The organism is Amycolatopsis sp. NBC_01307, from assembly GCF_035975215.1.
Classification (GTDB): Bacteria; Actinomycetota; Actinomycetes; order Mycobacteriales; family Pseudonocardiaceae; genus Amycolatopsis.
Genome location: NZ_CP108403.1, coordinates 1,725,119 through 1,737,228 on the forward strand (window position 1 = coordinate 1,725,119; position 12,110 = coordinate 1,737,228).

Annotated in this window: 14 protein-coding genes and 1 pseudogene; 6 read left to right on the top strand and 9 right to left on the bottom strand. The window is 70.3% G+C overall.

The annotated features are described in order from the left end of the window. Positions 1-81 precede the first annotated feature (81 nt). Genes OG439_RS07360 through OG439_RS07375 form a run of 4 tightly spaced genes read right to left on the bottom strand, consistent with a single transcriptional unit; the run spans position 82 to position 4,879 of the window. Complete coding sequence (locus OG439_RS07360) at positions 82-2,097, bottom strand: glycosyltransferase family 4 protein (protein ID WP_326948603.1); 2,016 nt, start codon at positions 2,095-2,097, stop codon at positions 82-84. Further along, positions 2,094-2,717: a DUF998 domain-containing protein gene (locus tag OG439_RS07365; RefSeq protein ID WP_326948604.1), complete on the bottom strand. Its 624-nt coding sequence runs from the start codon at positions 2,715-2,717 to the stop codon at positions 2,094-2,096. Before OG439_RS07365 ends, OG439_RS07360 begins: the two co-directional genes overlap by 4 nt. 55 nt (positions 2,718-2,772) lie before the next feature. Next, the gene (locus OG439_RS07370) at positions 2,773-4,170 is read right to left on the bottom strand and encodes a HAMP domain-containing sensor histidine kinase (protein WP_326948605.1); all 1,398 of its coding nucleotides are present in this window, start codon (positions 4,168-4,170) and stop codon (positions 2,773-2,775) included. Between the two features lie 10 nt (positions 4,171-4,180). Further along, a complete protein-coding gene (locus OG439_RS07375; protein WP_326948606.1) occupies positions 4,181-4,879 on the bottom strand; it encodes a response regulator transcription factor in 699 nt (232 codons plus the stop codon). A gap of 160 nt (positions 4,880-5,039) precedes the next feature. Here OG439_RS07375 and OG439_RS07380 point away from each other — a divergent pair, with 160 nt between their 5' ends. Next, a complete protein-coding gene (locus OG439_RS07380; protein WP_326948607.1) occupies positions 5,040-5,504 on the top strand; it encodes a DUF1707 SHOCT-like domain-containing protein in 465 nt (154 codons plus the stop codon). Between the two features lie 211 nt (positions 5,505-5,715). Here OG439_RS07380 and OG439_RS07385 read toward each other — a convergent pair. Continuing rightward, positions 5,716-6,411, bottom strand: a pseudogene (locus OG439_RS07385) (transposase); the annotation flags it as partial. Positions 6,412-6,532: 121 nt separating this feature from the next. Between OG439_RS07385 and OG439_RS07390 the strand changes: the two are divergent. Then, positions 6,533-6,907, top strand: coding sequence for a dihydropteroate synthase (locus OG439_RS07390; RefSeq protein ID WP_326948608.1), 375 nt, complete (start codon positions 6,533-6,535; stop codon positions 6,905-6,907). A gap of 443 nt (positions 6,908-7,350) precedes the next feature. Beyond that, complete coding sequence (locus OG439_RS07395) at positions 7,351-7,575, top strand: hypothetical protein (RefSeq protein ID WP_326948609.1); 225 nt, start codon at positions 7,351-7,353, stop codon at positions 7,573-7,575. A 448-nt stretch (positions 7,576-8,023) separates the two neighbouring features. Here the strand turns inward: OG439_RS07395 and OG439_RS07400 are convergent, their stop codons facing one another. Both OG439_RS07400 and OG439_RS07405 read right to left on the bottom strand, forming a co-directional pair. Further along, positions 8,024-8,686 carry a hypothetical protein gene (locus OG439_RS07400; RefSeq protein ID WP_326948610.1) on the bottom strand — a complete coding sequence of 221 codons (663 nt, stop codon included), beginning with the start codon at positions 8,684-8,686 and terminating at the stop codon, positions 8,024-8,026. A gap of 218 nt (positions 8,687-8,904) precedes the next feature. Beyond that, a complete protein-coding gene (locus OG439_RS07405) occupies positions 8,905-9,366 on the bottom strand; it encodes a MarR family winged helix-turn-helix transcriptional regulator (protein ID WP_326948611.1) in 462 nt (153 codons plus the stop codon). Positions 9,367-9,435: 69 nt separating this feature from the next. On the opposite strand from OG439_RS07405, the gene OG439_RS07410 reads away from it, so the two are divergent. Then, on the top strand, positions 9,436-9,897 hold the full coding sequence (locus tag OG439_RS07410) for an SRPBCC family protein (protein ID WP_326948612.1): 462 nt from the start codon (positions 9,436-9,438) through the stop codon (positions 9,895-9,897). 36 nt (positions 9,898-9,933) lie between these two features. On the opposite strand, the gene OG439_RS07415 is transcribed toward OG439_RS07410, so the two are convergent. After that, positions 9,934-10,221 carry a three-helix bundle dimerization domain-containing protein gene (locus OG439_RS07415; protein WP_326948613.1) on the bottom strand — a complete coding sequence of 96 codons (288 nt, stop codon included), beginning with the start codon at positions 10,219-10,221 and terminating at the stop codon, positions 9,934-9,936. Positions 10,222-10,484: 263 nt separating this feature from the next. Here OG439_RS07415 and OG439_RS07420 point away from each other — a divergent pair, with 263 nt between their 5' ends. After that, complete coding sequence (locus tag OG439_RS07420; RefSeq protein WP_326948614.1) at positions 10,485-10,805, top strand: hypothetical protein; 321 nt, start codon at positions 10,485-10,487, stop codon at positions 10,803-10,805. 42 nt (positions 10,806-10,847) lie between these two features. After that, positions 10,848-11,150, top strand: coding sequence for a CoA transferase (locus tag OG439_RS07425; RefSeq protein WP_326948615.1), 303 nt, complete (start codon positions 10,848-10,850; stop codon positions 11,148-11,150). A 288-nt stretch (positions 11,151-11,438) separates the two neighbouring features. Here the strand turns inward: OG439_RS07425 and OG439_RS07430 are convergent, their stop codons facing one another. After that, positions 11,439-11,663, bottom strand: coding sequence for a trypco2 family protein (locus OG439_RS07430; RefSeq protein WP_326948616.1), 225 nt, complete (start codon positions 11,661-11,663; stop codon positions 11,439-11,441). Positions 11,664-12,110 lie beyond the last annotated feature (447 nt).

A 12,110-nucleotide genomic window follows, 5' to 3' on the forward strand; every position in this document is an offset into this window, starting at 1 on the left:
GCACGGACACCGCACTGTCACACGGAGCCGGTAAGCGCTCGGCAACCGGCGTTGGCCGAACGCTTACCCTCCGCCCCCTGATCACGCGATCTGCGGAACCGCCGGTTCGCTTGCGACGGCCGCTTCGGGCAGCCCGAGCAGGATCCGGTACTGGCCCTCGAAAGCGTCCAGGGCGCGGTCGATGTCGTGACCGGCGACGATGGCGCGGGACGCCCCGCCCATCCGCGCGCGGGACGCGGGATCGGCCGCCAGCTCGGCGAGCCACCGCGAGATCGTCGTGATCGCGCCGGGCTCGAACAGATAACCGTTGCCACCGTGGTGGACCAGGTGCGGCAGGGCGAGCGCGTCGGCCGCGACGACGGGCAGCCCGGCGGCCATCGCTTCCATCGTGGCGAGGCTCTGCAGCTCGGCCGTGCCGGGCATGCAGAACACGTCGGCTTCGGCGTACCGGCGGACGAGCTCGGCGTCGGGCACGAAGCCGTGGAAGGTCACGCGGTCGGTGATGCCCAGGTCCACGGCGAGGGTTTCGAGGTCCCGCCGGCGGGTGCCGTCGCCGACGAGGTCCGCGCGCACGTGCGGCAGCGGAGCCAGTGCGCGCAGCAGCTGGTCGATGTTCTTCTCGGCGTCCAGGCGCCCGACGAAGAGAACCGACATCGGCCCGTCGGAGCGGCGGCCGCCGGCTGCGTAGTGGGCGAGGTCGATCCCGCAGGAGACGACCTGGACCGGGCGGTCGAGACCGATCCCGGCGAGGACCTCGGCGGCCCGCGGCGTCGGGGTGGTCACGATCCGCGCGTCGCGGTAGACGCGCACCAGGTCCCGCCAGGCCCAGCGGGCGATCGAATCCTTGACCCGCCGCGGGAACGGCGTGTAGCCGAGCAGGTTGTCCGGCATGAAGTGGTTCGTGGCCATGCCGGGCAGCTCGCGTTCGGCCGCCGCCTCGAGCAGCGCGCGGCCGACGCCGAAGTGGGCCTGGACGTGCACGACGTCGGGGCGCAGCCGGTCCAGCAACGGCCCGACTTCCGCGCGGGCGCCGCCCGGTGTGCAGAACCGGTAGTCGGTGTGGAACGGGATGGCCCGGGACCGGACCCGGTGGACGGTGTAGCCGTCGCGTTCTTCGGTGTGCGAGGGACCGCCGGTGGACGGGCACACGACGTGGACGTCGTGCCCCCGCCGCGCGAGGCCCCGGGCCAGCCGCTCGGCGAAGAACGACGCGCCGTTGACGTTGGGCGGGAAGGTGTCGGCGCCGATCAGGACGCGCAGGCCGGACGAGGGCACGGGGATCTCCTTGACTGGTGACGGGTTCCGCGGAAGGGCACCGGCGAGCACACGCACACCGGCGAGAGCGACGAGAGCGGCCGCGGCCGCGAGCACCGCGGTGGCCGCGGTGAGATGGGGTGCTTCGCCGTAGGCCACGGCGGCCACGGTGACGGCGGTCAGCGGGTCGAGCACGGTCGTGGTCCCGACGACGACGGCGGTGGGCCCGGCGGCGTAGGCGCGGTGCAGGACCACCCCGCCGGCGCCCAGCAGGAGCAGGGCCTGGGCACCGAGCAGGAGGGCCGCCGCGAGCGGCTGGGTGACGGCGGCGTGCACGACCGCGGAGCCGAGTCCGAAGAGGAGGGCCGCGGCCCCGGCGAGGACGGCACAGCTCGCGCGGGCGAACCAGACGACCGCGGCCACCGCGAACCCGGCCACCGCGACCGACTCGGCGGTTCCCCAGCTGACCACCGGGTCCGTGGTGGCGGACGCCGCGAGCGCCACGAAACCCGCGACGCCGAGCAGGACCAGGCCCACGGCACCGAGGACCCGGCGATCGCGGGCCCGGCGCGCGAAGACGACCGTGAGGACGAGGCTGAACACGCCCAGCGGCTGGACCACCGGAAGCGGAGCGAGGGACAGGGCGACGACGTGCAGCAGGCTCCCGCCGGTCGCCAGTGACGTCCCGGTCCACCAGCCGCGCGACCGCAGCAGCCGGGCCAGGGTGCGCAGCCGGGGTGTGCCCTCGACCGCCAGGCCCGCGACCTCGTCGTGCTGCCGGGTAGCCGCCGCGGCGAAGAGGACCGCGGCGAGCAGGGCGCAGGCGACGGCCAGGGCGGTCATCGGACGGCCCGCCGCAGCGCGGTCGCCATGGTGGCGATGATCAGGAACTCGGCCAGGAGCGCGACGCGTTCGAGCAGGCCGGCCGGGAGCCAGCCGACGAGCTGCGCCAGCCCGAACGCCGCCGCGGTCACGACGCCCGCGACCGCGCCGCGCCGGAGGGTGGCCGCGGCGACGAGCCAGCGGGTGTCGGTCCGCAGCCGCGTGCTCAGCGTCCACGCGGCCAGCGGGAGGCTGGCGAACAGCACGGCCCCGCCGGCGCGGTGGATCTCCCCGGACGCCGTCGGGTCCGCGGTGCTGAGGTTGCTGCGGAACAGCAAGACCACGAGGAGCCCGGCCGTCCACAGCAGGAACAGGCTGCTCACGAGCGGTGTCCGGGGCAGCGCGGCGAGGTGGGCGGCGACCGCCAGCGCGGCGGCGGCCGCGAGCAGGAGTACGACGGCCACCGCGAACAGGAGCCGGCCGCCGCGGTGCCAGGCGTAGTCGCTGACCGGGTCGCGCCAGGGACTGACGTGGCCGGCGAAGCCGAGGGTCAGCCCGGCGATGATGGCCTGGGCGACGGCCGCCATCACCAGCGTCAGGGTCGCCAGCGGAGTGGGCGAAAGCGTGGACCGTGGAGTCACACCTCAAAGCTGCTGGGCCCGCATGAGAGTTCGATGAAGATCGCGCGCGGTTTCCTTAAGAAGCGGCCAGGGGGAGCACCAGATCGAACCGGGCGCCCCCGCCGTCGGCGCGCGCGGCCTCGGCACGGCCGCCGTGCTGCGTCAGCACCTGCTCGACGATCGCCAGACCCAGCCCCGAGCCGGGCAGCGCGCGGGCGGCGTCCGCCCGGTAGAACCGCTCGAACACGTGCGAGAGGTCGGCTTCGGCGATCCCCGGGCCCTCGTCATCGACGCGAACCCGGACCGCGAGGGACGTCACCGCCATCGTCACCCGGACGGTCCCACCGGACGGCGACCACTTCGCGGCGTTGTCGAGCACGTTCAGCACGGCCCGCTCCAGGGCGGAAGGCCGGGCGTGCACGTCGGCGCCGGTCAGCTCGGCGTCGAAGGAAACCGCCGGCCACCGCGACCGAGCGCGTTCGACCGCCGAGCCGACGACGTCGGCCAGCGCCACGCGCTCCTCCGCCTCGCTCGGCCGTTCCCCGGTGGACAGCTCGATCAGTTCACCGATCAACGCGGTCAGCTCCACGGCCTGGGTGTCGAGATCGGCCAGCAACCGGGAGCGATCCTCGGCCGGCAACTGCCGCTGCGGGTTCGCCTCGGCGTGGATGAGCAGCTCGATGTTGTTGCGCAGGCTCGTCAACGGCGTGCGCAGCTCGTGACCGGCGTCCTCCACCAGCCGCCGCTGCTCATCCCGGGAACGGCTCAACGCCCCGAGCATCGCGTTGAACGCGGTCGAGAGCCGGCCGATCTCGCCGGACGCGGCGACGTCGATGGCCGCCGACAGCTCCTGGGTCCGGGCGACGTTCTCGGCCGCCGCGGTCAGGTCGTCGACCGGCCGCAACGCCGACCGCGCGATCGCCCGGCCCACCAGCGTCGCCCCGAGCACCCCGGCCACGGACACCACCAGCAGCCAGATCCCCAGCCGCGCCAACGTGTCTTCGACGTCTTCGGAGTCCTGGGCGACCTGGACCGCGCCGCCGCCGGCGCGCTGGGCCGTCCACACCCGGAACCGGTCGCCTTCGATGCGGCGGACGTCGGAGGTGCGGTCGAGTTCCCCGGCCGCGACGGGTGCGTCGGGCGGCAGTACCGGGATGACGGGCTTCGCGCCCGCCGTGCCGGTGATCTCGCCCGTGGCGGACAGGAACTGCACGGTCAGGCCGCCGCCGTGGCCGGAGTCCGGGCCGTGGTTGGCGGTGGAGGTCAGCGTCGAGAGGGCTTCGGCGGGCGACGACGTCTTCGCGGCGAGCTGGGCGTAGGACTGCAGCCGGGCGTCGAACTGGTCGTAGAGATCCGCCCGGGTGATGCTCCAGGAGATCGCCGACACCAGCACGACGGCGACGGCCACCGCCGCCGCGACGAGCACCCCGAGCCGGGCCCGCAGCGAGAGCGTCTTCCAGCGGACCCGTTTCACAGTGGCTCTCTCACAGTGGCTCCTCGCGCAGGACGTAGCCGACGCCGCGCACCGTGTGCAGCAGCCGGGGCTCACCGTCGGCTTCGAGCTTGCGCCGCAGGTAGCTGACGTAGACGTCGAGCCCGTTGGACGCGGTCCCGAAGTCGTAGCCCCAGACGTGCTCGAACATCGCGGTGCGGGTCAGCACGATCCGGGGGTGCCGCAGGAAGGTCTCGAGCATCGCGAACTCGGTGCGGGTCAGGTGTACCGGCCGGTCGCCGCGGAACACCTCCCGCGTCGCCGGGTCCAGGGTGACGTCCGTGAACCGCAACGCCGTCGACGACGGGACCGCGGGCGTCGGGGTGTTGTACTCGGTGCGGCGCAGCAGCGCGCGGACGCGGGCGAGCAGCTCCTGCAGGGCGAACGGCTTGGCCAGGTAGTCGTCGGCCCCGGCGTCGAGGCCGGCGACCCGGTCGGTGACCGCGGTGCGCGCGGTCAGCATGAGGATCGGCACCGGGTTGCCCTCGGCCCGCAGCACCCGGCAGGTCTCGAGGCCGCCGAGCAGCGGCATGGTGACGTCGAGCAGGACACCGTCGGGCGCCTTGGCGCGGATCAGCTCGAGCCCGGCCACGCCGTCCCCGGCGACGGAGACGGTGTAGCCCTCGAACCGCAGCGTCCGCGACAGCGAGTCCTGCACGGCAGCTTCGTCGTCGACGATCACCAGGTGCACCCTCGCGTCCCTTCACTCAGCTCGATGACACACCGTAACTGTAGTCGAGGTCCGGACGGGGCCGCCCAACTCTCATCGAACATTAACGTTCGACCGGGCCGGGCACGGTTTCCGCGGTTAATCTCACAACAAGGGTTGTTCCGCCACAAAGGAGGAAACGATGAGCGAGAATCCGGTCGGTTCGACGCTGCCTGCGGACACCACGGACGGGATCCGCTGCTCGGATGCGGAACGTGAGCAGGTCCGGGCCGCGCTCTACGCGGCGGCGGGCGAAGGTCGCTTGACGATGGACGAAGTCGAGGAACGCCTGGCGCGGATCGAGGAAATCCGCTTCCGTCACGAACTCGCCGACGTGACCGCGGATCTGCCCGTCACTTCACCGGATGTGGCGCACGGCTGGCGTCCGATCGTCGCGGGTGCCCGTCGTAACCTCGCCGCGGACCTCGCGGTGCTGCTCGGCCGAGCCCCGGAATCCACACCTGGCCGACGGAGGTTGCTGCTGATCGTCGCTGTCCTCATCGGACTGTTGTTCACGGTGGCGATCGTCGTCGCGGCTGTGCACGGGTTCGGCTCGGACGGGTTCGAACCCTACGGGATCGACGCCGGCGAGCACGCTGGTGGTTAAGCGCTACCGACGCGCCAATGTCTTGAAGTATTGACGCAGATGCGTTACCAGTGTTGTTGCTGGCCGATCGCCGGCCCCCGCCAGACTCCGGTGGGGCCGATATCGGCGAGCTGGGGCGGCTCTTGACGGCATCGGATGATGCAAGGTGGTCGCGGGGTGGGAGGGTGTCTGCTTCTATCGTCACATCAGGGACTTGACCGCCGCCCACCACGTAGCAAGTGAGGCTGGCTCCGAGGATCAGGAAGGCGAGGAAGTTGCCGGCTTTGCGTTCGTAGCGCACGGTCAGGCGCCGGTATTCGGTGAACCAGGCCATGGTTCGTTCGATCACCCAGCGGTGCTTGCCGAGCTTATCCTTGGATTCGATGCCTTTACGGGCGATCCGGACCTTGATGCCACGGTCGCGGACCCAGCGCCGAGGTCGGTCTGGTCGTAGGCCTTGTCAGCGTGCAGCTTGGCCGGCTTACGCCGTCGCGGCCCACGGCGGGACCGGATCGCCGGAATCGCCATCACCAGCGGTTTGAGCGCGTAGGAGTCGTTCGTGTTCGCGGCGGACATGGCGACCGAAAGCGACAGGCCGGAGCGGCCGGACAGGATCGCGCGGCTCCAGTCGAGTGGCCTTGGCTGCCGAGCTCGTCCAGCAGCACGTGATGCAACTGTCGCCACAGCCCGGCTTCGGTCCACTGGCCGAAGCGGCGGTGCGCGGTCTGGAACGGCGCACCGAACGACGGCGGCAGATCCCGCCACGCACACCCGCTGCTCAGCACGTACACATCGCCGTGAACACCGCACGAGCGTCCACCGGAGCCGTCCCACCACCCTGCGGTCGCGGCTCGAACCCGGGGATCAACGGCTCCGTCAGGGGCCACAGCTCATCCGGCACCAACCGCAACGACAAACGATCCACCACACCCGAGATCATCTCTCGGGCGGGCAGCAGCAACGCGTCGCCATCGGTTCGGTGCTGACCATGTACCCGGAGGTGCTCGCTGCACCAGGTCGCTGCGCGCCTCGGTGTCGGCTACGTGGGCATGCACTCGACGACGGTCCCGGTGCGGGCGGGCGTGCAGCCGGAGTACGGCGACGTTGTTGCCGAGGTGAGCGCTCACCTGCTGGACGTCGCCGCGTCAGCGCGGTCCGGCGGTTCGACCGAGGTGTGGATCGACCCGGGTACCGGCTTCGGCAAGGGCGTCGAGGACAACCTGCGCCTGCTACGGCGCCTGCCGGAGCTGTGTGGCCCGGGAGCGCCGGTGCTGCTGGGCGTCAGCGGCAAGTCGTTCCTCGGCGCGGTTACGGGCCGCGACGTCGAAAACCGGCTGGCCGGTTCGCTGGCCTTGGTCGCCCCGGCGTGGTCGGCCGCCGTCGACGTCATCCGGGTACACGACGTGCGGAAACGCGGGACGTGATTGCGATGCTCGAGGCCGTCTGGGGCCGACCGGCCTGATCTCAGCTCTGGGTGCCGGGCCAGGCCGCGGCCTGGTGGCAGCGTGCCGGGCAGGCGAGGGTGTAGACCTCGCTGTCGAGGACAGGGTGCCACGACAGCGGCCAGTGAGGCGGACGAGGTGGTGCCGGCGAAGTACTCCGATTCGAGCGCTCTCCGGCACCGGGTTGCCGCGCCGCCTTTCCCGGTGCTCGCCGGGCGAACGACGTCACAGCGCTCGGATGTCCCCCGTGAGGGTTACTCGCCACCGTCCATGCCAGGGTGACTCGCAGGTACGGCTCTTCGTCTACTTTCTCCCCAGCTTGATAACCCTCGCGTGTCCCCGGTGGTGGGTGCACCGATCTGAGCTGGGAGCCGTTTCATGACTTTCCCTTCAACCGAAACGACAAGAGGCCGTCAGGCGCCGGCGTGGGCGCACAGGTGGCGTTTTCCGTTGCTACTGGTCGCGATGCTCGTGGTGATGGCGCTCGCGCAGAAAGCGACCGTGGCGCTGAGCGACTCGACGATGCGGCCGCGGTCGCGGCCGTGTTCAACATCGTCACCCGGTATGCCAACGCGCTGGGCTTCGCCATCCCGACCGACGCCGAGTTCGACAAGGCCGCCGGCATGATGCTCAAACGGGGCTACGCCTGACACGCGGCCGGTTGTCGTATCAACGTGAGTGCGGCGCCCGGCGACCCGGCGAGTTGCCGGACGTCGGGTGCCGCAGCCAAGGTTCTTGCCGCGCCGATACCGGGTGACATCTGCGCGCTGACCGCGAGGCTGGGCATCGCGCTGCTGCCCCGGCTCAGCGTCGCGGGCAAGCTGGCCGACGGCTGGCTGGTCGAGGTGCCGTGGACCGGGCCGTTCCAGGTCTTCACGCAGGTCGCCTGGCACCACGAGATCCGCATCGATCCCCGGTTCTCGGTACTGCTCGACGCATCGGCCCGCGCGACTGCCGAGCGGGTCGCGGACGCGGGAGCGCGCCCGACCGGCGGAGCCGGCGCTGAGTCGGCCGAACCTGTTGACCTGAAAGGAGTTCGCGGGGGCCATCTGGTCACCCATCGCCGGGGGCTGAGAATGACAATTGCGATTGAGCGATTCAGCGGGCGTGGCCAGGCTGTGGTGCCGTCCAGGGCCTGCCGTTCAGCAGATTCGTGGCCCACCTGTAGGCGGTGCGCACCACGTCCGGTTCCGGACCTCGCAGGTGGGCGGCGACGTCGTTGCCCGACCACAGCATCAGCGCGACGGTGTCGCCGGTCATCGGGGTCAGGCCGACGGTCCAGTGGCGGCCCTCGGCGATGATCGTGCGTTCGGCGGTCTGCCAGTGTCCTTTGGGGCCGGTCCTGGTGATCGTCCAGGTGTGGATCCGCAGGTCACGGACGGAAGCCAGCTCGATCGAGAAGCTGACGACAGGCCGGCAACCGGCTTCGACGGTGTCATAGCCGCAGGGTCCGGTCAGGTAGACGAAGCCGTCATCGTGGTCTCGTCGCGGTTGTGACCATGTCATCGTGGCTTCGGGGTGGTGGCTGCCCGGCGGGCGGGACCACCAGTAGGCCGGCGTCTTCATGACCTCGCCCAGCGCCGCGATCAGCCCGGACAGGTCCACGTCGGACACTCCCAGGCCTCGTCCTGCCCACACCCGAGGCAGCGCGCGGGCGGCAGTGTGGTCTTCGACGAGCGGGGCGCAGCTGAAGACGGCCTCGGTTCCCTCGGTCCGGACGGTCCAGCGTTCCATCGCCCGGGTGGGGCAGACGACCGGCATCGCGCTGCTTGCTTCCTCCCCAGGACGTATGCGCAGCGTCCTGGTCAGGACTGCGTCGCAAGTGGATTACACCACGATCGAGGCCAGGCTTCGACAGCCGACCTGAAGGTCGATCTCAACAAGGTACTGACTTTCAAGTTGAGGGCGGCAGCGGCAATGCTCGTTTACGACGACGTCGAGGCATGGATGTCGGTTGGCCGCTGTGCGATGGGGCATGATCAGGCGCCGGTCTCCTTGCGGTGCGCGAGGGCGCGGCCGGCCGGCAGGCCGTCGACGAACCGGTGCAGGAAGCAGATGACCTCGCCGGTGTCGCTCCCGGCGCCGGCGGTGTCGAGCCGGTCGTAGAGCTCGTCCTCGATCTCGGCGATACGTGTCGCGATGCGCGCGCCTTCGGGGGTGAGCGTGAGCCGGACTTGGCGGCGGTCGTGGTCGGCGGGGAGGCGGTCGATCAGGCCGGTGGTGGTCAGGCGGTCGACCAGCCGACTGGGACTGCTGCCGCTTTCGCAGACCAGCAGGGCGCCCAGGCCGTTGAGGGTCAGCGGCTGGCGCTCCTGCAGGAGCCGCAGCACCTCGGCCTGCGACGGCGTGACCCCGAGCGGCTTGAGGGCCTGGGCGAGCACGCGGTTACCTTCCCGCTGCGCGGCCAGGATCAGGAACCGTAACTCTTCGGCGATGCGCACGGGAATAGATTACACGTCATCAGATGTCGTAACACCTATCGACCGGGTGGACCGAGGGAAGGACCTCTGATGAGCTTCGAGATCACGCAGGACATCGACCGGCCGCCGGCGCGGGTGTTCGCGTTCGTCGCCGACGTCACGACCATGCCGCGCTGGTACGAAGCAGTGGTCCGGGTCGAGCCCGCCGACCCGGTCGGTCCGGGAGCCCGGTTCCGCATGGTGCGGTCGCTGCCCGCCGGCCCGGCGCACAACGACGTCGAAGTCGTCACCTGGGTGCCGGACGAAGAGATCACCTTCGTGTCCGTGGCCGGCCCCACCCCGTTCCGGTACCGCTACCGGTTCGCGCCGACGGCCACCGGTACTCGCCTGACGCTCGAAGGGCGGATCAGCGCGGAAGGGCTGACCGGTCCGGCCGGTCGCCTCGGCGGTCTCGCCGAACGTTTCTTCAAGCAGGGCATGAAAACGAACTTGCGCGCTCTCGCGCGGTTGCTCGAGTCGGCCACGCCCGCCGGTGCGATCCGGAGCCACTGAAACGCGGCTTTCCCTTCACGCTGACGCGCGGCTCCGTCAGTCGCGCTCGTGGAGCGCCGACTGGAACGACGGGGTGTCGATGGAGCGGCGGGCGAGGTGCTCCACCAGGATCGGCACGTAGCTGCGGATCCTGGCGGTGTCGAATCGGTGGTGGTAGACGCGGACCCGCTCGGCTAGGTCGGTGGGCGAGATTTCGCTGGGTGGGTAGCGCTTCCGAAGCCGTGCGGTGATCTCTCCGATTTCCACGGCCTGGCTCAGCCGACCGTCGGCTTCGTCGAGTGATGCGGCGTGCTCCATCGTCAGCCCGGGTTCGTGGATGCGCATCGTCACTGCCTTCGCTAGGAGAACCCAAGCTTCCCACTCCTTCCTGGGCTCGACCGGGTCCAGACATGAACAGTGCACGTCACTGAGCGCCCACGCCGGGCGAACCGAGCACGCGGCGCTGGTCGTGTCGGGGTATCGCCGAGCGGAGCGCGGTGACGCCCTGCCCGGCACTCAGCCGACCAATGACTGACCGTAGCTGTCGCTTGCGCAACGGTCTTTGCCCTGCGGGGGACAGTTCGGCAGGGTGTGCGAGGTTGGGCGGTGTGGATCGTAACCCGATCGCGGTGAGCCGGTTTCTCGTCTCGGCGGCGCCGTTGCGCGTCGCGGATCTCGCTGCCGACCCGCAGTGGCACGTCACGACGACCCCTGGGCGGCGCTGGACCACCGTGGAGCGTCATCTCGAGCGTCAGGGCCGCAGCTGGGTGGTGGGGCTGACGCCCGCGCCGGACGAAGACGTCGCCTTGATCGTCTGGTGTGACGGAGACGTGGTCGGTCACGCTCGCGGGCGCGAGGTCGACATGTGCGCGGCCGCGGTGGACTGGATCGACCGTGTGTGCGCTGACGGCACGGGTTCGCAGCCCTAGCTCTGCACCCGTAGCAGAGGTCGAGGACGCGACGGTGGGTTCGTGGTCGATAGTGAGGTCGGCCCGGTCGAAATCGACGTGTGCTCGTCCCCTGCGGTGCGAGCACTTTCGTGCTTGGAGGCGGCCGGCCGGCAGACAGGGTCGCAGGCCTTCTGGGCCGAAGCCGAGCTCATCGCCATCGCCATCGCCGGCAGCCCCGAAGTCCCGGCGAAGATCGGCATCCTGACGGCCGACATCTTGTCCGGCGTGTACCGCGCGCAGGCGATCCTTGCGGCGTTGCTGCGGAGCTGGCGGACCGGCGAGGGCGTGACGATCGAGGTCTCGATGCTCGAGGCCACGGCCTGACGCACTGCGCGTGCCCAGAGGGTTCCCTCCCGTACCTCGCGCTGGCCGACGCAGTCCGCGGCGGCGATCACCTTCCGTCCGGTTGAGCTAGCCGATACGGGACAACGACCGGGGGAGAGGCGACCGCGCGTCCTCCGCTACCTGCTCTCGATGCGCCTCGGATCATCGTCCTGATGTGTCGGGGGAGGCTCCGCCGAGGTCAGCACCAGTCGCGGTGCCACGTCGTAGCCCGAGCCGGGGCCGCCCGGGCCGGTGACCGCGGACCCGCTCCCACACAGCACGGTCCTCTCAACGTTCGACGTGCCCGGATACGTCACCCGGCCCCGCCGGACGAGCTTGATCACCTGCGACCAGCAGATCCCCGCCGCCTGGCTTCTTCGGGGTGAGGGTCAGCTTGACCTTGTGCGTGCGACCCTGTGCTAGCCCGCCTTCGGCGTCGGCGGAGATCAGCCACGCTTTGAACCCGGCCTTCACTTTGGCGTCCCGGCGCATCTCGACCAACTCGATTTCCATGCCTCCACAGTCGCAGGTCGGGCACGACTTGCAACACGCCCCGGCGGGAGAAGCAAGGGCACGGTCAGACAGGCGGCCTGCGTGCCGAATAGCCGAGGCCACCAGTCATCGCCGGTGTTGACCGGTGGGTCTTCGGCGAATATCGCACGGCAGAATATATCTGCCGGCGACCGAGACGATCATGCTCAGGAAGAGCGCGCGGAATTCGCCTACCCGCAACACTTGACGGTAAGTCACTGACATGTGGCCATTCTGGTCCGTCCGTTTAGCTTCGGCGACGGGGAGCGATCGATGGTCACCACATATGCACGTGGTTGTTTCCGGTGGCCAACGCGGGGCTGTCGTAGATGGGACCAGGTAGTTGCGGGAATTCAACTCAACCGGGTGGCTACCGATTGCGGCAAACCGTGGCGAGCGGATGCACATGGACATCTCGGGTGGCGTGAT